The 21607-nt window shown below is 67.6% G+C and carries 21 protein-coding genes; all 21 read left to right on the top strand.

From position 1 onward, the window contains the following. Positions 1 to 114: 114 nt before the first annotated feature. The 21 genes from rpoN (at position 115) to flhA (ending at position 21532) form a co-directional block, all read left to right on the top strand. Positions 115 to 1524 (top strand): RNA polymerase factor sigma-54, encoded by a 1410-nt coding sequence (gene rpoN, locus AC5P65_RS09415; RefSeq protein ID WP_495215540.1) that lies wholly within the window; start codon positions 115 to 117, stop codon positions 1522 to 1524. A gap of 14 nt (positions 1525 to 1538) precedes the next feature. Next, a complete protein-coding gene (locus tag AC5P65_RS09410) occupies positions 1539 to 1916 on the top strand; it encodes a response regulator (protein ID WP_005409556.1) in 378 nt (125 codons plus the stop codon). Then, positions 1913 to 3418, top strand: a complete 1506-nt coding sequence (locus AC5P65_RS09405; RefSeq protein WP_495215539.1) for a sigma-54 dependent transcriptional regulator — start codon at positions 1913 to 1915, stop codon at positions 3416 to 3418. Before AC5P65_RS09410 ends, AC5P65_RS09405 begins: the two co-directional genes overlap by 4 nt. Before the next feature lie 180 nt (positions 3419 to 3598). Further along, positions 3599 to 4147, top strand: coding sequence for an SUKH-4 family immunity protein (locus AC5P65_RS09400; RefSeq protein ID WP_111098337.1), 549 nt, complete (start codon positions 3599 to 3601; stop codon positions 4145 to 4147). Positions 4148 to 4740: 593 nt separating this feature from the next. Continuing rightward, positions 4741 to 5106: a flagellar hook-basal body complex protein FliE gene (gene fliE, locus AC5P65_RS09395; RefSeq protein WP_005409552.1), complete on the top strand. Its 366-nt coding sequence runs from the start codon at positions 4741 to 4743 to the stop codon at positions 5104 to 5106. Positions 5107 to 5119: 13 nt separating this feature from the next. Next, positions 5120 to 6766, top strand: coding sequence for a flagellar basal-body MS-ring/collar protein FliF (gene fliF, locus AC5P65_RS09390; RefSeq protein WP_021203865.1), 1647 nt, complete (start codon positions 5120 to 5122; stop codon positions 6764 to 6766). Between the two features lie 7 nt (positions 6767 to 6773). Beyond that, entirely contained in the window at positions 6774 to 7760 is a 987-nt protein-coding gene (gene fliG / locus AC5P65_RS09385) for a flagellar motor switch protein FliG (protein ID WP_024958226.1), read from the top strand. Beyond that, positions 7757 to 8398, top strand: coding sequence for a FliH/SctL family protein (locus tag AC5P65_RS09380; RefSeq protein ID WP_111098338.1), 642 nt, complete (start codon positions 7757 to 7759; stop codon positions 8396 to 8398). Before fliG ends, AC5P65_RS09380 begins: the two co-directional genes overlap by 4 nt. Further along, positions 8395 to 9780 (top strand): FliI/YscN family ATPase, encoded by a 1386-nt coding sequence (locus tag AC5P65_RS09375; RefSeq protein ID WP_019659605.1) that lies wholly within the window; start codon positions 8395 to 8397, stop codon positions 9778 to 9780. The genes AC5P65_RS09380 and AC5P65_RS09375 overlap by 4 nt, the downstream gene beginning before the upstream one ends. Before the next feature lie 3 nt (positions 9781 to 9783). Next, complete coding sequence (fliJ, locus tag AC5P65_RS09370; RefSeq protein WP_021203862.1) at positions 9784 to 10251, top strand: flagellar export protein FliJ; 468 nt, start codon at positions 9784 to 9786, stop codon at positions 10249 to 10251. Continuing rightward, positions 10251 to 11396, top strand: a complete 1146-nt coding sequence (locus AC5P65_RS09365) for a flagellar hook-length control protein FliK (RefSeq protein ID WP_111098345.1) — start codon at positions 10251 to 10253, stop codon at positions 11394 to 11396. The genes fliJ and AC5P65_RS09365 overlap by 1 nt, the downstream gene beginning before the upstream one ends. Positions 11397 to 11533: 137 nt before the next feature. Further along, positions 11534 to 12049 (top strand): flagellar basal body-associated FliL family protein, encoded by a 516-nt coding sequence (locus tag AC5P65_RS09360; protein ID WP_019659602.1) that lies wholly within the window; start codon positions 11534 to 11536, stop codon positions 12047 to 12049. Between the two features lie 10 nt (positions 12050 to 12059). Next, positions 12060 to 13064: a flagellar motor switch protein FliM gene (fliM, locus tag AC5P65_RS09355; RefSeq protein ID WP_021203860.1), complete on the top strand. Its 1005-nt coding sequence runs from the start codon at positions 12060 to 12062 to the stop codon at positions 13062 to 13064. After that, positions 13061 to 13396, top strand: coding sequence for a flagellar motor switch protein FliN (fliN, locus tag AC5P65_RS09350; protein ID WP_005409543.1), 336 nt, complete (start codon positions 13061 to 13063; stop codon positions 13394 to 13396). Before fliM ends, fliN begins: the two co-directional genes overlap by 4 nt. After that, positions 13393 to 13812: a flagellar biosynthetic protein FliO gene (gene fliO / locus AC5P65_RS09345; protein WP_014037105.1), complete on the top strand. Its 420-nt coding sequence runs from the start codon at positions 13393 to 13395 to the stop codon at positions 13810 to 13812. Before fliN ends, fliO begins: the two co-directional genes overlap by 4 nt. A gap of 1 nt (position 13813) precedes the next feature. Next, a complete protein-coding gene (gene fliP / locus AC5P65_RS09340) occupies positions 13814 to 14593 on the top strand; it encodes a flagellar type III secretion system pore protein FliP (RefSeq protein ID WP_019659599.1) in 780 nt (259 codons plus the stop codon). Positions 14594 to 14653: 60 nt separating this feature from the next. Beyond that, complete coding sequence (locus AC5P65_RS09335) at positions 14654 to 14923, top strand: flagellar biosynthetic protein FliQ (RefSeq protein ID WP_005413254.1); 270 nt, start codon at positions 14654 to 14656, stop codon at positions 14921 to 14923. Between the two features lie 13 nt (positions 14924 to 14936). Further along, a complete protein-coding gene (gene fliR / locus AC5P65_RS09330) occupies positions 14937 to 15728 on the top strand; it encodes a flagellar biosynthetic protein FliR (protein WP_049397365.1) in 792 nt (263 codons plus the stop codon). A 274-nt stretch (positions 15729 to 16002) separates the two neighbouring features. Continuing rightward, positions 16003 to 18138, top strand: a complete 2136-nt coding sequence (locus tag AC5P65_RS09325) for a putative bifunctional diguanylate cyclase/phosphodiesterase (RefSeq protein ID WP_021203857.1) — start codon at positions 16003 to 16005, stop codon at positions 18136 to 18138. 158 nt (positions 18139 to 18296) lie between these two features. Beyond that, positions 18297 to 19427: a flagellar biosynthesis protein FlhB gene (gene flhB / locus AC5P65_RS09320; RefSeq protein ID WP_111098339.1), complete on the top strand. Its 1131-nt coding sequence runs from the start codon at positions 18297 to 18299 to the stop codon at positions 19425 to 19427. A gap of 44 nt (positions 19428 to 19471) precedes the next feature. Next, positions 19472 to 21532 (top strand): flagellar biosynthesis protein FlhA, encoded by a 2061-nt coding sequence (flhA, locus tag AC5P65_RS09315; RefSeq protein ID WP_180832666.1) that lies wholly within the window; start codon positions 19472 to 19474, stop codon positions 21530 to 21532. The last annotated feature ends 75 nt before the right edge of the window (positions 21533 to 21607 follow it).

Genomic DNA, 21607 nt, shown 5'->3' with positions numbered 1-21607 from the left:
ACACCCTGTCAGGCCATTCACCAAGCCCCTCAGGAACCCCCTGATTCCGCCCCCGCCGGATCAAAAGCAAGATGCGTTCCACAAGGCGCCGGGGAGCGGCGCCGGGGAACCACGATGAAGGCTGCACTCTCGACCCAGCTGGGCCAACAACTTCACCTCACCCCGCAGTTGCTGCAGTCGATCCGGCTGCTGCAACTCGACGGCCTGCACCTGGAACAGGAAATCCAGCGCCTGCTGGACTCCAACCCGCTGCTCGAAATCGAAGAGGCCGAAGCGCCTGCCGCCGAAGCCACCGAGGCCAGCGCGACCACGCTGGAAACCGCCGCGTTCGACGAGTTGCCCGAGTCTTCGATGTGGGACGTGGCCGGCGCCAGCTGGCAGGACGGCGACGACGATCGCATGGCGCGCATCGCCGCCGGCGAATCGACCGACCCGCAATTGCGCGTGCTGCAGCGCCTGTCGCTGGACATGGATGACCGCGAACTGGCGGTGGCCGCGTTCTGGCTCGACCACTGCGATGAGGCCGGCTACCTGCAGGCGCCGCTGGCACAGCTGCAGCTGCTGGCCAGCGCCCAGTTCGACATCGCCGCCGCTGGCGTGGAAACCATCCGCCAGCAGCTGCTGCACGGCGAGCCGGCCGGCATGGCCGCACAGGACCTGCGCGAAGGCCTGCAGGCGCAGCTGCGCAGCCTGCACGGCGTGGTGCCGGCCCGCCATCTGGCTGCGCGCATCCTGGACGGCGCGCTCGATGCACTGGCTGCCCACGACTACCCCGCCCTCGCCCGCCAGCACGACGCCGAGATCGACGACGTGCGCGAGGCGGTGCGCCTGATCCTGTCGCTGCAGCCGCGCCCCGGCGACAGCCTGCTGCCCGAGCGCAACGCGGTGGTGGTGCCGGACGTCGTCGCCTGGCACGCCGACGGGCAGTGGAAGGTCGCCCTGAACCCGGCCACCAGCCGCCGCGTGTCGATCAACAGCCAGTACGAACAGGTGCTGGCCGAAACCAGCGACGCCGCCCCGGCGCTGCGCGAGATGCTGCAGGAGGCGCGCTGGTTCAGCCGTGGCCTGTCGATGCGCTACGACACCCTGCTGCGTACGGCGCGGGTGATCGTCGAGCGCCAGGCCGCCTTCCTGGTGCGGGGCGAAGAGGCCATGGCGCCGTTGACCCTGAAGGAAGTGGCCGAGGAAATCGGCATGCATGAGTCCAACGTCTCGCGCATCACCACCGGCAAGTTCCTGCAGACCCCGCGCGGCACCTTCGAGCTGAAGCACTTCTTCGCCGTGCGCCTGGAGGGCGCCAGCGTCTCCGGCCAGGCGGTGAAGGCCATGGTCCGCCGCCTGATCGACGCCGAACCGGCCGGCCGCCCGCTGGCCGACGAGGCCATTGCCGGCCTGCTGTCGCGCCAGGGGGTGAACATTGCCCGCCGAACCGTCGCAAAATACCGAGAACAACTGGATATCGCCCCGGCCCGCGAACGGCGCCGGCTCAGCGCCAGGCAACCCCAGCTGGCCCGGGTGGGCTGAAAAGGATGTTGGACATGAACAAGCTCACGGTCCTGCTGGTCGATGACCACGAGGGCTTCATCAACGCGGCGATGCGCCATTTCCGCAAGATCGACTGGCTGCAGATCGTCGGGAGCGCCGGCAACGGCCTGGAAGCGATCGAGCGCTCGGAAACGCTGCGCCCGCAGGTGGTGCTGATGGATCTGGCCATGCCGGAAATGGGGGGGCTGCAGGCCACCCGCCTGATCAAGTCGCAGGACGATGCGCCGTACATCGTGATCGCCAGCCACTTCGACGACGCCGAGCACCGCGAACACGCGCTGCGCGCCGGCGCCGACAACTTTGTCAGCAAGCTGTCCTACATCCAGGAAGTCATGCCGATCCTGGAAGGCCTCAGGGAGGAACAGTCGTGAGCGAATCGCGCATCCTGGTGCTGGACAACGACGCCGTGCGCGCGGAGCGCACCGTTGCCCTGCTGGAATTCATGGACTTCAACCCGCGCTGGGTGTCCGACGCAGCCGACTTCGACCTGGGCCGACAGCGCCAGAACGACTGGATGGCGGTGATCGTCGGCAGCCTGGACGACAGCCGCGCCAGCACCGCGCTGTATCACTGGCTTGGCGGCAGCAGCCTGCCGCCGCCGGTACTGCTGGCCGACGGTGATGCCGCTGCGTTCGCGCAGCAGCATGGCCTGCACGAAGCCAACATCTGGCCGCTGGAAACCCCGCTGCGCCATGCGCAGATGGAAGCGCTGCTGCGCCGCGCCAGCCTCAAGCGCCTGGATGCCGAGCACCAGGCCGGTGCCGCGCAGGAGCAGGGACCGACCGGCAACGGCCCGGCGGTCACCGCGCTGCGCACCATGATCGAACAGGTGGCCGCGTTCGACACCACCGTGCTGGTGCTGGGCGAATCCGGCACCGGCAAGGAAGTGGTGTCGCGCGCGATCCACCAGCGTTCGCCGCGCCGTGATGGCCCGTTCGTGGCGATTAATTGCGGCGCCATTCCGCCTGACCTGCTGGAAAGCGAGCTGTTCGGCCACGAAAAGGGTGCCTTCACTGGCGCACTGACCGCGCGCAAGGGCCGTTTCGAAATGGCCGAAGGCGGCACCCTGCTGCTCGACGAGATCGGCGACATGAGCCTGCCGATGCAGGTGAAGCTGCTGCGCGTGCTGCAGGAACGCAGCTTCGAGCGCGTCGGTGGCAACCAGACCATCCGCTGCAACGTGCGCGTGGTGGCCGCGACCCACCGCGACCTGGAGACCCGCATCGCCGAGGGCAAGTTCCGCGAGGATCTGTTCTACCGCCTCAACGTGTTCCCGATCGAAGTGCCCGCGTTGCGCGAGCGCCGTGAGGACCTGCCGGCGCTGGTGGAAACCATCGCCGCGCAGCTGGCCCGCACCGGCCGTGGCGAAGTGCGCTTCACTCCCGAAGCGCTGCAGGCGCTGTCCAGCTACGAATGGCCGGGCAACGTGCGCGAGCTGACCAACCTGGTCGAGCGCCTGGCGGTGCTGCATCCGGGCGGTTCGGTGCGCGTGCAGGACCTGCCGGCCCGCTACCGTGGCGATGCCGCACTGGCAGCGGTGGCTGCACCGGCACCGGCAGCTACGGTTGCCAACGAAGAACGCCTGGACCTGCGCAGCTTCTCGTTCCACACCCCCGGCAGCGGCAACCAGCCGGCGCTGGAGCACGGCATCGCCGTCAATCGCCCGGCGGCACCGGCCGCCCTGCCCGACGAAGGCATGGACCTGCGCAACCACATGGCCAACATCGAACTGGGCCTCATCAACGAAGCACTGGAACGCACCCAGGGCGTGGTTGCCCACGCCGCCCAGCTGCTCGGCCTGCGCCGCACCACCCTGGTGGAAAAGCTGCGCAAGTACGGCATCGAACGCGAGCAGGCCGAACTGGCCGGCTGAACCGCGCCACCAGCATGAAGGGGGCACGAACGCCTGGGCTCGCCCGGGCGTTGGTGCTTCTGGCGCCGCTGCATGACATCAGTAGATCCACGCCGTGCCTGGACAAGGGGATGAGCCGCAGGACCTCGTTTGCAACTTCTCCTAAAGGCAGCTGCGAAGCATAGGGGTAGCCTTGTCCGGATGGAGAATTCAATCAGACCGCCAACGCTTGATCTCACGCCAATCCGCCAGGAAGAGATTGATAACTCTGCCCTGCTGCGTGAGGCGCGGCAGCTGTCTGACCGTCTTGCGCCATATCCCAACAACAGCACGATGTTCCATCCACGTCTGCAGAAGTACCAGACTGACGATCGCAACCTGGCGATCTTTGGACGTGTACTGGGCGGACTCTTTTTCGTCGATCTCATGAATGGCTCGGTAGGGCTACTTCCAATCGACGATGGAACACCGCTCCAATACTGCAATTCAGACCTGCGCAGTTTCGCAATCTTCCACACCGCGTTGATGGAAGCGATTCAAGCTGCGATCAACTCCCACAGGGACGTGTCAATGTTCACGCTCCTGGAGCTTGAGACTGACTTCCGCAAGTCCGATCCCAGCTCAATGCTGGACGAGAGCAACTTCTGGCCCACGTGCCTTTACGAGCTTTCTGAGGGGTTCTTCCCTCTCTCATCCGAAAAGGTGGAACTGCACCGTTCGCTCGGGATCGATCTCCACTATCCCTGGTAGCTAGCGCCAGGGGTCAGATCCCAAGAGGGGTCGGAGCCCTTTCCGCCGGAAAGGGATCCGACCGCTGCGCATTTGCAGCGCCAGAACTCCGGCCGCTGGACTCTGCAGCCCCAGGCCAGAAAACCGACGCCGGATAAATGGCGCCGCCAATGGGATCAGCGCCCGATGCACGGCAACGGGATCCGACCCCGTGCCGACCAGAATGTGTCGACCAAGGTCGACACCCACCAAGGGCAGTCCATACCCGTCCATCAGATCGCAGGAAACTGTCGGAGGCGGGGTGGGTCCGGTTGTGGGGGCGTGAGCCGCATGGATGCGGCGACCGAGCTTACATGGACGTACTTGCAGCGTCCCCCGCAACCGGACCCGCCCCGCCATCCCTCAGTAGACCCGCTTCTGCTGTTGCTCCGGCTCCGGCTTCGGTCATTGCCACTGAGGTTGCCGGCCAGCGGCCGGCACTACCGCGGGGAGCGGGGTGCAACCCCGCACGCACACCCAACCTCCTCACTTCACTGAATCGAAAACCGGTTTCGGCACGGCACTTGCACTGGCTACAGCAGACAACCCCATCCCTGTTTCTGGAACCGTTGCAGATGTCCCACTCCGTCACTTCGATCCTTTCGCAGATCCGCTCCTATCAGACCCAGATGGGACAGCCGGCGCTCAACCCGCTGGGCGAAACGCCGCGCAGCAACGCCCTGCCGGGCACGGTGCTCGATGCACCGCAGGCCCAGCCGGCCAGCTTCACCGAAACCCTGCGTGGTGCGATTGCCGGCGTCAACGATGCGCAACAGAAATCCGGCGCCCTCGCCAAGGCCTTCGAAATGGGCGACCCCAGCGCCGACCTGGCCAAGGTGATGGTCGCCTCGCAGCAGTCCCAGATCGCCTTCCGCGCCACCGTGGAAGTTCGCAACCGTCTCGTCCAGGCTTACCAGGACGTGATGAACATGCCGCTGTAAGGAATAGAGACGCATGGCACTGACGCTCTCCAAGGACAGCCTGAACGCCGAAAAGGCCGGGCAATGGTTCGACCGCCTGCAGAGTCTGCAGATCACCCGTCGGCTGGGCCTGATGGCGATGATCGCGGTGGCGGTGGCGGCAGGCCTGTCCGTGTTCTTCTGGTCGCAGAAGCCGGGCATGGTCCCGCTGTACACCGGCCTGGACCAGAAGGCGACCGCTGAAGCGACCGACCTGCTGCGCGCCGCACAGATTCCGTTCGCACTCGACCCGGCCACGGGTGGCATCACCGTGCCGGAAAAGAACCTGCACGACGCGCGCCTGAAGCTGGCCGGCTCCGGCCTGACCGACAGCGGCAAGCTCGGCTTCGAGCTGATGGAGCGCGACCCGGGCTTCGGCGTCAGCCAGTTCGTGGAAAGCGCGCGCTACCAGCATGCGCTGGAAACCGAGCTGTCGCGCACCATCAACACGCTGCGCCCGGTGCGCGATTCGCGCGTGCACCTGGCCATTCCCAAGCCCAGCGCCTTCACCCGCCAGCGTGACGTGGCCAGCGCCTCGGTGACCCTGGAACTGCGTGGCGGCCAGCAGCTGGAACGCAGCCAGGTGGACGCCATCGTGCACATGGTCGCGGCCAGCATCCCGGATCTCGCCCCGGAACGGGTGACCGTGGTTGACCAGAGCGGGCGCATGCTCAGCGTCAGCGACCCGAACAGTGAGGCGGCGGTCAACGCTGCCCAGTTCGAACAGGTGCGCCGCCAGGAAACCTCGTTCAACCAGCGCATCCGCGAACTGCTGGAACCGATGACCGGCCCCGGCCGGGTCAACCCGGAAGTGAGCGTGGACATGGATTTCTCGGTGACCGAGGAAGCCCGTGAGCTCTACAACGGTGAACCGCAGAAGCTGCGCAGCGAGCAGATGAGCGAGAACACCACCAGCACCCCGGGCCCGCAGGGCGTGCCGGGTGCCACCAGCAACAGTCCGCCGGGCCAGCAGGCCACGCCGGCCACCGCGCAGGCCCCGACCGAAAGCAGCAAGAACGCCACCCGCAACTACGAGCTGGACCGCACCCTGCAGCACACCCGCCAGCCGGCCGGCCGCATCAAGCGCGTGTCGGTGGCGGTACTGGTGGACAACGTGCCGCGCGCCGGTGCCAACGGCAAGGTCAGCCCGCAGCCGCTGTCGGCCGCGGAACTGACCCGCGTCGAGGCGCTGGTGAAGCAGGCCGTCGGCTTCAACGCCGAGCGTGGCGACACCGTGTCGGTGATGAATGCCCCGTTCGTGCGTGACACCACGCCGGTCGAAGGGCCGGCCTGGTGGGAACTGCCATGGGTGCACGATGCCGGCCGCATGCTGCTCGGCGCGGTGGTGGTGCTGGCGTTGTTGTTCGGCGTACTGCGCCCGGCGCTGCGCGCGATCACCGGCCAGAACAGGAAGGACGACCCGCAGGCACTGGAGCCGCACACCGCGGACGTGCAGTTGGTGGATGACGATGGCATGCCGCTGCCGGCGCTGGGCGCCGACCGGGCGAGCCTGGCCGGGCCGGAGGCCCTGGCCCTGCCGGTGGATTCATATGAGGAACGACTGCGGATGGCGCGTGAAGCCGTAAAGACCGACTCCAAGCGCGTGGCCCAGGTGGTCAAGGGATGGGTGGCCAATGACTGAGGCACAACTGACCGGCGTACAGCGCGCGGCCGTGCTGCTGCTGTCCCTGGGTGAGCTGGACGCGGCCGAAGTGCTGCGCCACATGGAACCCAAGGAAGTGCAGAAGATTGGCATCGCCATGGCCACCATGACCGACATCACCCGCGAGCAGGTGGAACGGGTAATGGACCAGTTCGGCCAGGAGCTGGGCTCGAAGACCTCGCTGGGCGTGGGTTCGGACGACTACATCCGCAACATGCTGGTGCAGGCGCTGGGCAGCGAGAAGGCCGGCAACCTGATCGACCGCATCCTGCTGGGCCGCAACACCACCGGCCTGGACGCGCTGAAATGGATGGACCCGCGTGCGGTGGCCGACCTGGTGCGCAACGAGCACCCGCAGATCATCGCCATCGTGATGGCGCACCTGGAAACCGACCAGGCCGCCGACGCGCTGAAGCTGCTGCCGGACCGTACCCGCGTGGACGTGCTGCTGCGCATCGCCACCCTCGACGGCATTCCGCCGAACGCGCTCAATGAACTCAACGAGATCATGGAGCGCCAGTTCGCCGGCAACCAGAACCTGAAGTCGTCGAACATCGGTGGCGTGCAGTGCGCGGCCAACATCCTGAACTTCATGGACAGCGGCCAGGACCAGGCGATCCTGGGCGAAATCGCCCGCATCGATGCGCCGCTGAGCAACCGCATCCAGGACCTGATGTTCGTGTTCGACGATCTGGTCGACCTGGATGACCGCGAGATGCAGCTTGTGCTGCGCGAAGTGAGCGGCGAGCGCCTGGGCCTGGCCCTGCGCGGCGCCGACATCAAGGTGCGCGACAAGATCACCCGCAACATGTCGCAGCGCGCGGCCGAAATCCTGCTGGAAGACATGGAAGCTCGTGGCCCGGTGCGCCTGTCCGACGTGGAAGGCGCACAGCGCGAGATCCTGGCCATCGTCAAGCGCATGGCCGATGAAGGCACCGTCACCATCGGCGGCAGCGCGGAGGCCATGCTGTGAGCAACGTCGTGCGCTGGCTTGCCCCGGACCTGCTGGCCCAGCCCGAACCGGTGCTGGAGCAGGAGGATGCATTCGAACTCACCGAGCCGGACCCGGAGCATGAACCCGAGCCACCGCTGCAGCTGCCGACGCTGGAGGAAATCCAGGCAATACAGGACAGCGCCGAGAAGGAAGGCTTCCAGCACGGCCATGCCGAAGGCTACGGCCAGGGGCAGGCCGAAGTGCGCCGCCTCGCCGCGCAGATCGAAGGGATCCTCGACAACTTCAGCCGGCCGCTGGTGCGGCTGGAAAACGAAGTGGTCGGCGCGCTCGGCGAGCTGGCCGTACGCATCGCCGGTGCGCTGGTCGGCCGTGCCTACGAAGCTGAGCCGGCACTGCTGGCACAGCTGGTCGGTGAGGCGATCGACGCGGTGGGTGGCAGCACCCGCGAGGTCGAAGTGCGGCTGCACCCGGACGACATCGCCGCGCTCGCCCCGCTGTTGAGCCTGCCGCCACAGCAACGCCTGGTGCCGGATACCAGTCTCAGCCGCGGCGATCTTCGCGTGCACGCCGAAGCGGTGCGCATCGACGGCACCCTGGAAGCGCGCCTGCGCGGCGCGCTGGACGCGGTGATCCGCCAGACCGGAGCCAATGCATGAATCCCGATCCGCAGCCGACGCCGCCACCGGCCGACTGGGCCATGGCCCGCAACCTGCGCCTGGCCCGTCGGCTCGACGGCCTGCGCGTGGATACCGCCCATGGCCGTGGCCTGATCCGCGAAGGCGTGCTGCGCCGCGCGGTCGGACTGACCCTGGAAGCGGTCGGCTGCGAAGCGCCGCTGGGTGCCAGCTGCAAGGTGGAAGTGGTCGATGGTGGCTGGGTCGATGCCGAAGTGGTCGGCTTCGCCGGCGAGCGCACTTACCTGATGCCGAGCGCGGAACTGCACGGCCTGCTGCCCAACGCACGGGTGGTGCCGTCTGCGCGCCGTGGCGGCGTTGAAGTGGGCGAAGGGCTGCTCGGGCGCGTCATCGACAGCGATGGCGTGCCGCTGGACGGCAAGGGCCCGATCCGCGCCGAGGGCCACGTTGGCATGGCCGGCATGTCGATCAATCCGCTGGCGCGTGAACCGATCACCCAGCCGCTGGACGTGGGCGTGCGCGCGATCAACGCGCTGCTGCCGATCGGCCGCGGCCAGCGTGTCGGCCTGTTCGCCGGCTCCGGCGTCGGCAAGTCGACGCTGCTGGGCATGATGACCCGCTATACCGCCGCCGACGTGATCGTTGTCGGCCTGATCGGTGAACGTGGACGCGAAGTCCGCGATTTCGTCGAGACCACGCTGGGCGAGGAAGGCCTGCGCCGCGCCGTGGTGGTGGCCAGTCCCGCCGACCGGCCGCCGCTGGCACGCCTGCACGGCGCCTACCGCGCCACCGCCATCGCCGAGTGGTTCCGCGACCAGGGCCTGAACGTGCTGCTGCTGATGGACTCACTGACCCGCTTCGCCCAGGCGCAGCGCGAGATCGGCCTGTCGGTCGGCGAGCCGCCGACCACCCGCGGTTACCCACCGTCGGTGTTCGCCAAGCTGCCGGCACTGGTCGAACGCGCCGGCAACGGCGCCAAGGGACGTGGCTCGATCACTGCGTTCTACACGGTGCTGACCGAAGGCGATGATCCGCAGGACCCGATCGCCGATGCGGCGCGCGCGATCCTCGACGGCCACATCCTGCTCTCGCGGCGCGTGGCCGACAGCGGTCTGTACCCGGCCATCGACGTCGAATCGTCGGTCAGCCGCGTGGTCACGGAAATCGCCGACGAGCCGTGGCGCCTGCGCATCCGCAAACTGAAACGACTGGTCTCGGCGTATTCGGCCAACCGTGACCTGATCGCCATCGGTGCCTACCAGCGCGGCAACGACGCGGCCACCGACGAAGCCCTGGAACGCTGGCCGGAAATCATGGAGTTCCTCGGCCAGGACGTTGCCAAGGCCGCAGATCTCCCGCACAGCCAGGCGGCGCTGCAGCGCCTGGTGGAACAAGAGAGTTAAGCCATGAACCAGTCCAAGCGCATCGATCCCCTGCTCAAGCGGGCCCAGGAACACGAGGACGCGGTCGCCCGCGACCTGGCCGAACGCCAGCGCGTGCTCGACACCCATCTATCGCGACTGGACGAACTGCGCCGTTATGCCGAGGAGTACGCCAACGCGCAGATGGCGGCGACCAGCCCGGCGCAGCTGCTCAACCGGCGTGCATTTCTCGACCGCCTCGACAGTGCGGTCGAGCAGCAGCAGGCCACGGTCAATGGCAACCGCGAGAAGGTGGAGGCCGAGCGCGCCCGCCTGATCCTGGCCAGCCGTGACAAGGCCGTGCTGGAACAGCTGGCGGCCAGCTACCGGGCGCAGGAGAAAGTGGTCACCGACCGCCGCGACCAGCGCGAGATGGACGACATCGGTGCGCGCCGTGCGCGTCTGGTGCAGGCCGAAGACCAGGATGGCACCGAGCAGGGAGGCCGCCCGTGATGCCCGCCCCGCTCGCCAGCAGCGCCAACGCGCAGGCACAGACTGCCGGCGGCGCTGCAGCGCGCGCGCCACGCAGCGAGGCCAGCAAGGATTTCAGCCAGCTGTTGCAGGGCGGCGCGCCGGACGCGCCCGCCGGCGCCGCCACGTCACCGCCCACCTCGGCACCGAAGCCGCAGACGAGCGCCGATGGAAATGGCCAGGCGCCGGAGGAACGCAGCATGGATGCGGCGGCGACGGGAAACGAGACGTCGCCCTTGCCGCCGCAAACTCCGCCTGCGGGTGATCGGGCGACGGACAAGGACACGCCGGTGGCCACCGAGGACGCGCCGTGGCCGCCGCTGGGCCTGGCCGGCCTGGTCCTGGCGATGCCGGCCTCCTCCGATCCTGCCGCCACTGCTCCTGCTGCAACGGGTGCGGGCGCGGCGCTGCCGGCCACTGCCGGACCGGGACTGCCTGCCCCGACGCCGACCCAGGCGCCGGGCGCAGCCGTCGCATCCATAACTGACAGCACGCCGCCGGCCGCCAGCGCCAGCGATGCCACGACCCTGCCACTACCGGAGACGGTCCTGCCGGGCAGCAAGCATGGCGACCGCGACAGCAACGACGTGACCGCGATCGGCGACCGTAGCGCTGCCCCATTCCTGCACGCCCCGGCCCCGGCGGCCCTGCAGGACCTCAAGGCTGCGCTCGCCACCGGCACTGCGGTCTTCAACGGCGAACCGACGCCCAGGCCCGTGTTCGGCGACGATGGTTTCGACCAGGCCGTCGGCGCGCGCCTGGGCTGGCTGGCCGACCAGAAGATCGGTCACGCCCACATCCGCCTGAGCCCGGACGACATGGGCCCGGTGGATGTGCGCCTGCAACTGAACGGCGACAAGGTGCATGCCAGTTTCAGCAGCCCGCATGTGGACGTGCGCCAGGCACTGGAAAGCAGCCTGCCGCGCCTGCGCGAACTGCTGGGCGAACAGGGCTTCCAGCTGGCTCATGCCGATGTCGGCCACCAGGCGCCCGGTGGTGACGGCAATGCGTCGGGCCAGGCCGGTGGCGGCGGTCTGCCCGGCGACGGAGAACCGACGCCGGGCGATGGCAGCGTGTCGTCGGCGCAGCTGATCCGCCAGCGCGGATTGCTGGACGCTTACGCCTGACAGGCGTGCCAACCAAGGTTGGCAGCCACCAGAGCGATGCGGCTGGCATCCCGACGGAATTCCGTCGCCCCCCGCTGCCCCGGCTCCGGCACACCCCTTGCATATCCCGGTGAAGCAACCCTCAGGAGCTTCACCCCGTGGCCGCAGCCGCTGACAAAACCAAGAAGACCGCCGAGAAGGACAAGGCCGCCAAGCCGCGCAGTCCGATCCTGATCACCGCACTGGTGGCCGTGCTGGCCGCCGCTGCCGCCGGTGGCGGCGTATGGTTCTTCACCCAGTCCAAGCACGAAGACAAGACTGCGCAGGCGCCGAAGAAGAGCGCCACCCCGGCCCCCGCGCAGTACTTCGCGCTGGACCCGGCGTTCGTGGTCAATCTCAATGGCCCGGTCGATGGTCCGCGCTACCTGCAGCTGGAAGTGCAGCTGATGACCCGTGACCCGGCTGCGCTGGAAGCGATCAAGACCCATGCACCCGCCATCCGCGCACGCCTGCTGATGCTGTTCTCGCAGGTCAGCCCGGACCAGATCGCCGATGTCGCCGGCAAGCAGAAGCTGCAGGCTGCGTCGCTGGCCGAAGTGCAGAAAGTGCTCAAGGCCGAGACCGGCAGCAATGGTGCCGACGACCTGCTGTTCACCAGCTTCGTGACCCAGTAAGGGCCCACCGATGAATGATCTGTTGTCCCAGGACGAGATCGATGCCCTGCTCCACGGCGTGGACACTGGCGCGGTCGAAACCGATCCGGAACCGCCGTCAGGCGAAGCGCGCTCGTACGACTTCGCGAGCCAGGACCGCATCATCCGCGGTCGCATGCCGACCCTGGAAATGGTCCACGAGCGTTTCGCCCGCCTGTGGCGGATCGGCCTGTTCAACCTGATCCGCCGCTCGGCCGAGCTGTCGGTGCGCGGCATCGAACTGATCAAGTTCAACGACTACATGCACTCGCTGTATGTACCGACCAACCTGAACCTGATCCGCTTCAAGCCGCTGCGCGGCACCGGCCTGATCGTGTTCGAGCCGACCCTGGTGTTCGCCATCGTCGACAACTTCTTCGGTGGCGACGGGCGCTACCCGACCCGCATCGAAGGCCGCGAGTTCACCGCCACTGAAATGCGGGTGATCCACCTGCTGCTGAAGCAGACCTTCGCCGACCTGCGCGAGGCCTGGGCGCCGGTGATGGACGTGGACTTCGAGTACATCAACTCGGAGATCAACCCGCACTTCGCCAACATCGTGACGCCACGCGAATACGTGGTGGTGTGCCGCCTGCACGTCGAACTCGATGGCGGCGGTGGCGACATCCACGTCACCCTGCCGTATTCGATGCTGGAGCCGATCCGCGAGCTGCTCGACGCCGGCATCCAGAGCGACCGCAACGATCGCGACGAAAGCTGGGGCCAGACCCTGCGTGAGCAGCTCAACATCGCCGAAGTCACCCTGTCCAGCGTACTGGCCAGCAAGCGCATGACCCTGCGCGACCTGACCCAGCTGAAGGTCGGCGACATCCTGCCGATCGAACTCAGCCCGCAGGTGCCGCTGTGCGTGGAGAACATCCCGGTGTTCACCGGCGAGTTCGGCATCGCCAACGGCATGAACGCCGTGAAGATCACCGCTACCCATCCGCCGGGCACCCGCCCGCGCGTACCCGTCATCCAGGAAGACCCGCAATGAACGATATCGACGCCCTCGAACCCACCCCGGCCCAGTTCAGCAGCCTGCAGGCCGATGAGGCGAACGGCCCGGACCTGAACCTGGACGTGATCCTGGACGTACCGGTGACCCTGTCGCTGGAAGTCGGTCGCGCGCGCCTGCCGATCCGCAACCTGCTGCAGCTCAACCAGGGCTCGGTGGTGGAACTGGAACGGGGTGCCGGCGAGTCGCTGGACGTGTTCGTCAACGGTACCCTGATCGCCCACGGCGAGGTTGTGGTGATCAACGACCGCTTCGGCGTGCGCCTGACCGACGTGGTCAGCCCGAGCGAGCGGATCCGGAGACTGCGTTGAGCCTGCTGGCCTCCACCCTGCTGGCGGTCGGCAAGACCGCCGCGCCCATCGGGCCCCAGGTCGGCCAGCATGCGGCCGCCGCACCCAGCCTGTTCGGCGCGGTGCTGGCGCTGCTGGCGGTGCTCGCGCTGGTCATCGGCCTCGGCTGGCTGCTCAAGCGCATGCCCGGCAGCGGCTTCCGCCCGGCCGAAGGCATGAAGCTGGTGGCCAGCCTGAGCGTGGGCGCCAAGGAGCGCGTGGTGGTGGTCGAGGTCAACGGCCAGCAACTGCTGCTGGGCGTCACCGCCGGTGGCATCAACACCCTGCATACCCTGCCCGAACCGTTGCCGCCCCCGGCGCCGGTGCGCGTGCCGGACTTCAAGAATCTTCCGAATTTCGCCCAGCTGCTGCAGCAGCGGCTGCGCAAGGATCCCTGACATGCGTGTCACCCGTACCCGTCTTGCCACCCTGATGCCGTGGCTGCTGTTGCTTGCCCTGTGCCTGTTGCCGGCACTGGCGTTCGCCGCGCCCGGCGCCCCGAACACGCCGCTGCCGGACATCAACGTCGGCAAGATCGGCGGTGCACCGGTCAGCCTGCCGCTGCAGACCCTGCTGCTGATGACGGCGATCACCCTGATCCCGTCGATGCTGCTGGTGCTGACCTCGTTCACCCGCATCATCATCGTGCTGGGCCTGCTGCGCCAGGCGCTGGGTACCGGGCAGACCCCGTCCAACCAGGTGCTGCTGGGCCTGGCCCTCTTCCTCACCGCGATGGTAATGATGCCGACCTGGGACAAGGCCTGGAGCGCCGGCATGGCGCCGTACCTCAATGGCGAGATCGACTTCCAGACCGCCTGGACGCTGACCACCACGCCGTTGCGCGCCTTCATGCTGGCGCAGATCCGCGAGACCGACCTGATGACCTTCGCCGGCATCGCCGGGCACGGCACCTACGCCAGCCCCGATGCGATCCCGTTCCCGGTACTGGTCGCATCGTTCGTCACCAGCGAACTGAAGACCGCTTTCGAGATCGGCTTCCTGATCTTCATCCCGTTCGTGATCATCGACCTGGTCGTGGCCAGCGTGCTGATGTCGATGGGCATGATGATGCTGTCGCCGATGCTGGTGTCGGCACCGTTCAAGATCCTGCTGTTCGTGCTGGTGGATGGCTGGGTGCTGACCGTGGGTACGTTGGCAGCCAGCTTCAATCCGGCTTGATATCCCGCGCAAAGCGCAGTCGAGCATGGCTCGACTCTACAAGAGCAGATGGACCCCCGAATGTCTCCCGAACTTGCCCTGACTGAACTGCGTGGCGGCCTGATCACCGTGTTGTGGGTGGCTGGCCCGCTGCTGCTCACCGTGCTGGTGGTGGGCGTGGTGGTGGGCGTGGTGCAGGCCGCGACCCAGCTCAACGAACCGACCATCGCCTTCGTCGCCAAGGCGGCGGCACTGACCGCGGTGCTGTTCGCGCTGGGCAGCCTGCTGATCGGCCACCTGGTTGAATTCACCACGCTGCTGTTCCAGCGAATTCCGCACCTGATCGGCTAGGACACGCGCTTCGATGGACGCCGCCACCCAGATGGCTGCCGACGGCCTTCAGGCCTTCGGCATGATCGGCACCGTACTGTGGACCATGCTGCGCATCGGCGCTGTGGCCATGGCCATGCCGATGGTCGGGACCCGCGCCGTCCCGTCACGGGTGCGCGTGGTGCTGGCTGGCACCCTGGCCATCGCACTGGCGCCGCTGCTGCCGCCAGTACCGGACTGGACTGGCTTCGATGCCGCCACGGTCCTGACCATCGCCCGCGAACTGGCCATCGGCGTGTCCATCGGCTTCCTGCTACGGCTGGTGTTCGAGGCCGGGGCGATGGCCGGCGAACTGATTGCCCAGGGCACCGGCCTGGCCTTCGCGCAGATGAGTGACCCACTGCGTGGCGGCACCTCGGGCGTGATCGGCCAGTGGTTCTATCTGCTGTTCGGCCTGCTGTTCTTCACCGCCAACGGGCACCTGGCGCTGATCTCGCTGCTGGTGGACAGCTATCGCGCACTGCCGATCGGCGCTCCGCTGCCGGACCCGCACGCGTTCTTCAGCATCGCCCCGACTTTCCTGCTGACCGTGCTACGCGGCGCGCTGACCCTGGCGATTCCGCTGACGGTGGCGATGCTGGCAGTGAATCTGGCGTTCGGCGTGCTGGCCCGGGCCGCTCCGGCGCTGAATCCGATCCAGCTGGGCCTGCCGGTCTCGTTGCTGCTGGGTCTGTTCCTGCTGGCGCTGCTGGCCGGGGAAATGGGCCCGCCGGTACAGCGCCTGTTCGATGCCGCCTTCCAGGCTGCGGACGCGGTCACACACTGACCTGATCATCACGTTTTACTGCTTGCCATGCCTTTGTTTCTGTAGAGCCGAGCCCATGCTCGGCTGTCTTCGGCAGGAGCGGCAGCCGAGCATGGGCTCGGCTCTACGGGGCGCAATTTCACGTTTTACTGCTTGCCCTTCCCCCGGGTCTGCGCGTTAGAGTGAATGCGCGGCAACCGGGGGGATGCCGCACGTGGCCGCCGCCCTGCGTCGGCCTGCCTCATGCATGCCCCACCGTGGTTTCCGTCGACAGGCAGGTCCGGGAGACTGACGAATGCTGGTAGGCACGTACAACCCGTGGCTGGTCGCAATCTCGCTGCTGGTAGCCGTGATGGCTTCCTACACTGCACTGGCAATGGCCGGGCGCACGATTACCGCGCCCGGCAAGGCCGCGGCCTGGTGGTGGCGCCTCGGTGGTGGCTTCGCCATGGGCCTGGGCATCTGGTCGATGCACTTCATCGGCATGCTCGCCTTCGATCTGCCCATTCCGCTCGGCTACGACCTGCCGATCACCCTGCTCTCGCTGGCCTTGGCGATCGCTTCGTCGGTATTCGCACTGTGGCTGGTCTCGCTGCGTACTCTGCCGCATCCACGGCTGGCCGGCGGTGCCCTGCTGATGGGCACCGGCATCGCCGGCATGCACTACGTCGGCATGGCCGCAATGCGCATGCAGCCAGGCATCGACTACGACCCGGGCTGGCTGCTGCTATCACTGATGGTGGCGGTCGCCGCCTCGTGGACAGCCCTGTATGTTGCGTTCCGCCTGCGTGGGCAGCGCACCCGTATCGGCGACCGCTTGGCCGCGGCGGGGCTGCTCGGCCTGGCGATCGTCGGCATGCACTACACCGGCATGGCCGCTGCTCGCTTTCCGGAGGGCAGCATCTGCGGCGCAGCCGTCGGCGACGGCTTGCAGAGCGAATGGCTGGCCATGCTGGTGGTGGTGCTGTCCGTGGCGATCCTCGCGGTGGTGCTGGTGGTGTCCTGGCTGGACCAGCGGGTGGAGGCGCAGCTGCTGCGACTGCGCAACTCCATGCTGAGCACCTCGTTGACCGATGCGCAGCAGGAACTGACCCAGGCCGCACTGCATGATCCGCTCACCCGCCTGCCCAACCGCCTGCTGCTGCAGCGTCGCATCGTGCAGGCACTGGCCGAGGCCGAGCAGGGCGGCAGCCGTTTCGCCGTGATGTTCATGGACCTGGACGGCTTCAAGCAGGTCAACGATGCCTACGGCCACCAGGCCGGCGATGCACTGCTGGTGGCGGTGGCCGAGCGCACCCGCCAGCTGCTGCGGCCCAACGATATGCTGGCACGACTGGGCGGTGACGAGTTCGTGCTGGTGGTACGCATCGAACACGACGAGGACCTGCCCACCCTCGCCCGGCGCATCCTGCAGGCGGTGGGCAGCGGCCCGTTGCTGCCGGACAACGAACTGCAGGTAACCGCCAGCATCGGCGTGGCAATCTGCCCCGACCACGCTGCCAGCGAACGGCAGCTGATGGCGTTTGCCGATGCGGCGATGTACCAGGCCAAGGAATCCGGACGCAACGCCTTCGTGCTGTTCGCCGACTGGATGAATGACAGCGCCGAACAACAGTTCCGGCTGCTGGCCGACCTGCGCCGGGCCATTGGCAGCGAGCAGCTGTTCCTGCACTACCAGCCCAAGATCCGCGTGGCCACGCAGAAGGTGGCCGGTGCCGAAGCGTTGATCCGCTGGCACCATCCGGAGCATGGCCTGATTCCGCCCGATCGGTTCATCCGCCTGGCCGAGCGCAGCGGCGCGATCAACGAGATCGGGCGCTGGGCGCTGGACCAGGCCTGCCTGCAACTGCGGCGCTGGCACGATGCCGGTCACGAAGGCTGGTCGATGTCGGTGAACCTGTCGCCGGTGCAGTTCAGTTCGCCGCACCTGCTGCAGGATGTGCGCGCGATGATCGAACGCCACAACATCGCTCCGCGCCACCTGGTGCTGGAAATCACCGAAAGCACGGTGATGCGCGATACCGACACCAGCTTGCGCCTGCTGCAGGCGCTGTCGGCGCTGGGCGTAGGCATATCCATCGATGACTTCGGCACTGGCTATTCCAGCCTGCTGTACCTGAAGCGGCTGCCGGCCACCGAGATCAAGATCGACCATGCGTTCGTGCGCGACCTGGAACACAGTGCAGAGGACGTGGTGATCGTCTCGGCGATCGTGGCGCTGGGCCATGCGCTGGACATGGACATCGTCGCCGAAGGCGTGGAAACCACCGCCCAGCGCGCCTACCTGGAGCGCCTGGGCTGCGACTACCTGCAGGGCTACCTGCTCGGCCGCCCGGTCGACGCGGCGCGCTTCATGCAGCTGCACGACCTGCCGCGGCCGCGGGTGGAGCTGGCGCAGAGCCCACCGTCCAGCGACAACTCTCCCCTGTAGAGCCGAGCCTGCGCTCGGCTGCTCTTCGCGCCCGATCCAAACATAGCCGAGCATGGGCTCGGCTCTACAAATAGATCCGCGCCGCGCGTGGATAGGCAACACCCCATCACGGAACAGTTCTTGCACGCACCCCGGCAACCCCTGCCGCAGTGCCCGTGATGTCCGAGAACGAATCCGCCGGCGAAAAGACCGAACAACCGACCGAAAAACGCCTGCGCGACGCCCGCGAACAGGGCAACCTGCCGCGCTCGCGCGAGCTCGGCACGGCCGCCGTGTTCGGCGCCGGCGTGCTGGCGGTGATGGCCATGAGCGGCTCGATCGGCCGCGGCGCCACGGCCTGGATGAAGCAGGCGCTGAGCCCGGAACAGAGCCTGCGGCAGAACCCGAAGGAACTGTTCGGCCACTTCGGCGACCTGCTGATGCAGTTCATGCTGGTGATCGCGCCGCTGGTGCTGGTCTGCCTGCTGGCCAGCTTCGTCGCCCCGCTGGTGATGGGCGGCCTGCGCTGGTCGCAGAAGGCGTTGATGCCCGACATCAACCGCATGAACCCGATGAGCGGGCTCAAGCGCCTGTACGGCCCGGAGGCCATTGCCGAGTTCACCAAATCGCTGCTGCGCGTGGCCTTCGTCGGCGTCGCCGCCGGGCTGGTGGTCTGGACCGGCTTCGACACCCTGCGCGGCCTGATCCACCACCCGCTGGAGACGGCCATCACCGACGGCCTCGGCTTCACCCTGCGCCTGCTGCTGGCCACCGCCGGCGCGATGCTGGTGCTGGCCGCCATCGACGCGCCGTACCAGCGCTGGAACTGGACGCGCAAGCTGAAGATGACCCGGGAAGAGCTGCGCCGGGAAATGAAGGAAAGCGAGGGCAGCCCCGAGGTCAAGGGCCGCATCCGCCAGCTGCAGCAGCAGATGGCCAACCGCCGGATGATGGAAGCGGTACCCACCGCCGACGTGGTGGTGGTCAACCCCACCCACTACGCGGTGGCCCTGAAGTACGAGGGCGGCGCCATGAACGCCCCCACCGTGGTCGCCCTGGGCGTGGACGAGACCGCCCTGCGCATCCGTGAAGTGGCCGACGGCAACAAGGTCGCGATCGTCTCTGCCCCACCTTTGGCACGCGCCTTGTATCGGGAGGGCCAACTCGGAAAGGAAATCCCCGTGAGACTGTATTCGGCCGTCGCCCAGGTCCTGTCCTACGTCTACCAGCTGCGCGCGTGGCGCACTGGCCCGATGCCGGACGCCCCGCACATCCAGGTGGATGAATTCGGCAAGGGAGGCCGCCCGTGAGCGCCCAGCCCTCCACCGGCTTCAACACCCGCCGCGCCCTGGAAATGATCCGCCAGGGTCTTGGCGCGCCGCTGATCGTGCTGGCCCTGCTGGCCATGGTCGTGGTGCCGCTGGCCGCGCCGGTGCTCGATGCGCTGTTCACCTTCAACATTGCCATCTCGCTGATGGTGCTGCTGGCGGTGGTCTACGTGAAGCGCCCGCTGGACTTCACCATCTTCCCGATCGTGCTGCTGATCACCACCATGCTGCGGCTGGCGCTGAACGTGGCCTCCACCCGCGTGATCCTGCTCAACGGCCAGAACGGCCACGATGCCGCGGGCAAGGTCATCGCCGCCTTCGGCGAATTCGTGATCGGCGGCAACTACGCGGTGGGCATCGTGGTGTTCGCGATCCTCACCATCATCAACTTCGTGGTGATCACCAAGGGCGCCGGCCGGGTCTCGGAAGTGACCGCGCGCTTCATCCTCGACGCGATGCCCGGCAAGCAGATGGCGATCGACGCCGACCTCAACGCCGGTTTGCTGACGCGTGAAGAAGCCAAGCTGCGCCGCGAAGAAGTCCGCGAGGAAGCCGACTTCTACGGTGCGATGGACGGTGCCAGCAAGTTCATCCGCGGCGACGCCATCGCCGGCATCCTGATCCTGTTCATCAACATGCTCGGCGGCCTGGCCGTGGGTGTGCTGCAGCATGGCATGCCCTTCGGTGAAGCCGCTGCCACCTACACCCTGCTGTCGATCGGTGACGGCCTGGTGGCCCAGCTGCCGGCGCTGCTGGTCTCCAGTGCGGTGGCGATGCTGGTCACCCGCGCCTCGCGCTCGCAGGACATGGCCCAGGCCATGACCGGCCAGGTGTTCGGCCAGTACCGGGCGCTGGCGATCACCGCCGGCATCATCGGCCTGGTGGGCCTGGTGCCGGGCATGCCCAACGTCGCTTTCCTGACGCTGGCGTCGATCCTCGGCTTCATTGCCTGGAAGCTGTACCGCAAGACCCAGGCCCCGGCCGCCGATGCCGCCGCAACGGGCAAGGACCCGGCGGCGCTCAGCGCCCTCGGCCGCCCGGCCGCGCCGGCGCCCACCGCCGAACTGAGCTGGGACGAACTGCGCCCGGTCGATCCGCTGGGCCTGGAGGTCGGCTACCGGCTGATTCCGCTGGTGGACAGCAACCAGGGCGGCGAACTGATGGCGCGCATCAAGGGCGTGCGCCGCAAGCTGACCCAGGATGTCGGCTTCCTGATTCCATCGGTACACATCCGCGACAACCTGGAACTGCCCGCCAACGGCTACCGCGTGCTGGTGCACGGCGTGCCGGTGGCCACCGCCGAGATCCACCCCGACCGCGAGCTCGCGCTGGACCCGGGCAGCGCGCTGGGCACGCTGGAAGGCATCGCCGGCAAGGACCCCGCCTTCGGCCTCGATGCCACCTGGATCCAACCGCACCAGCGTGCCCAGGCCGAAACGCTGGGCTACACGGTGGTCGACCCGGCCACCGTGGTCGCCACCCACCTTTCGCACCTGATCCGCGAGCACGCACCTGAGTTGCTCGGCCATGAGGAAGTGCAACACCTGCTGGCCAACCTGGCCAAGAGCGCGCCCAAGCTCGTCGAAGATCTGACGCCGAAGGCGCTGCCGCTGTCGGCGGTGGTGCGCGTGCTGCAGAACCTGCTGGTCGAGCGCATTCCGATCCGCCAGCTGCGCAAGATCGCCGAGGCACTGGTCGAACATGCCCCCAGCAGCCAGGACCCGGCCGTGCTGACCGCCGCCGTGCGCACCGCCCTGGGCCGCTTCATCGTGCAGGAGATCGCCGGAATGTCGGCGGAGCTGCCGGTGTTCACCCTCAACCCGCAATTGGAACGTGTCTTGCAGGAGTCCACGCAGGGCAACGGCGCCGCGCTGGAACCCGGACTCGCTGAGCGACTGCACCAGAGCCTGGCCGAATGTGTCAGCAAGCAGGAAGCCCGCAACGAGCCCGCGGTCGTGCTGGTACCTGGCCCGGTGCGCGCCGCGCTGGCACGCCTGGTCCGCCACAGCGTTCCGTCGCTGTCGGTCCTGGCCTACAGCGAGGTGCCGGAGGACAAGCGCCTGAAGCTGGTCGGAACGATCAGCTGACGCCGCCCGCCGACGCGCCAGAAAACAGACACCACCTTCGAACCAACGCAACAGACAGATACCAAGGGGAACCCG

This window comes from Stenotrophomonas sp. YJH_SMC_48-3, from assembly GCF_059369375.1.
This window is presented reverse-complemented; position numbering and strand designations above follow the sequence as displayed.

What these genes read in the sequence shown, in the direction of transcription:
- flhB (WP_111098339.1), top strand. Translation starts at nt 18,297, where the DNA reads ATGTCCGAGAACGAATCCGCCGGCGAAAAGACCGAACAACCGACCGAA.
- AC5P65_RS09375 (WP_019659605.1), top strand. Translation starts at nt 8,395, where the DNA reads ATGAATCCCGATCCGCAGCCGACGCCGCCACCGGCCGACTGGGCCATG.
- rpoN (WP_495215540.1), top strand. Translation starts at nt 115, where the DNA reads ATGAAGGCTGCACTCTCGACCCAGCTGGGCCAACAACTTCACCTCACC.
- fliJ (WP_021203862.1), top strand. Translation starts at nt 9,784, where the DNA reads ATGAACCAGTCCAAGCGCATCGATCCCCTGCTCAAGCGGGCCCAGGAA.
- AC5P65_RS09325 (WP_021203857.1), top strand. Translation starts at nt 16,003, where the DNA reads ATGCTGGTAGGCACGTACAACCCGTGGCTGGTCGCAATCTCGCTGCTG.
- fliR (WP_049397365.1), top strand. Translation starts at nt 14,937, where the DNA reads ATGGACGCCGCCACCCAGATGGCTGCCGACGGCCTTCAGGCCTTCGGC.
- fliM (WP_021203860.1), top strand. Translation starts at nt 12,060, where the DNA reads ATGAATGATCTGTTGTCCCAGGACGAGATCGATGCCCTGCTCCACGGC.
- flhA (WP_180832666.1), top strand. Translation starts at nt 19,472, where the DNA reads ATGATCCGCCAGGGTCTTGGCGCGCCGCTGATCGTGCTGGCCCTGCTG.
- AC5P65_RS09410 (WP_005409556.1), top strand. Translation starts at nt 1,539, where the DNA reads ATGAACAAGCTCACGGTCCTGCTGGTCGATGACCACGAGGGCTTCATC.
- fliE (WP_005409552.1), top strand. Translation starts at nt 4,741, where the DNA reads ATGTCCCACTCCGTCACTTCGATCCTTTCGCAGATCCGCTCCTATCAG.
- AC5P65_RS09335 (WP_005413254.1), top strand. Translation starts at nt 14,654, where the DNA reads ATGTCTCCCGAACTTGCCCTGACTGAACTGCGTGGCGGCCTGATCACC.
- fliN (WP_005409543.1), top strand. Translation starts at nt 13,061, where the DNA reads ATGAACGATATCGACGCCCTCGAACCCACCCCGGCCCAGTTCAGCAGC.
- fliF (WP_021203865.1), top strand. Translation starts at nt 5,120, where the DNA reads ATGGCACTGACGCTCTCCAAGGACAGCCTGAACGCCGAAAAGGCCGGG.
- AC5P65_RS09365 (WP_111098345.1), top strand. Translation starts at nt 10,251, where the DNA reads ATGCCCGCCCCGCTCGCCAGCAGCGCCAACGCGCAGGCACAGACTGCC.
- fliP (WP_019659599.1), top strand. Translation starts at nt 13,814, where the DNA reads ATGCGTGTCACCCGTACCCGTCTTGCCACCCTGATGCCGTGGCTGCTG.
- AC5P65_RS09400 (WP_111098337.1), top strand. Translation starts at nt 3,599, where the DNA reads ATGGAGAATTCAATCAGACCGCCAACGCTTGATCTCACGCCAATCCGC.